General features: G+C 62.8%; 1 pseudogene. It reads right to left on the minus strand.

The features are described 5' to 3' along the window. Positions 1-420 (minus strand): annotated as a pseudogene (locus G6021_RS16185) (transposase); the annotation flags it as partial. Between the last annotated feature and the right edge of the window lie 56 nt (positions 421-476).

Genomic DNA, 476 nt, shown 5'->3' on the forward strand with positions numbered 1-476 from the left:
CACTCCGTCGCGGTGGACGATGCGCGTTTTGGCCACGGTCAACAGCAGCAGGTTGAGATCATCAATGGTCTCGGGCAGGCGGGGAAGCCACCCGTCACCGATCCAGGTCCGGTAGGGGCTGTCGCCAGTCTCCGGGTGGGTCCGGCGGTGATACTTGGCACTGATGAACTCGCCGATCGCGGTGTCGAGTTCGGGCAGCGTCAGTACCGGCTCGGGGTGCCGCTGACCGCGGGTGAGATAGCCCGGCAGCTCGGCAAGGAGTTCGGTGTTGATCGTGCCGAAGATTCGCTCGATCTTGCCGCGGCCCTGTGGTCTGGCGATGGTCGAGTAGATGATCTGAAAATGCAGGTCATTGGCGGTCTGGGCGAGATGGTGACTGGTGAAGTCGGTCCCGTGATCGACGTAGAGCACATCGGGCAAGCCGCACATCGGCCAGTTCGGATCGCTCTTTGACCTGCCGCGTCGATTTCGGACAG

This window comes from Dietzia sp. CW19, assembly GCF_014145265.1.
GTDB lineage: Bacteria > Actinomycetota > Actinomycetes > Mycobacteriales > Mycobacteriaceae > Dietzia > Dietzia natronolimnaea.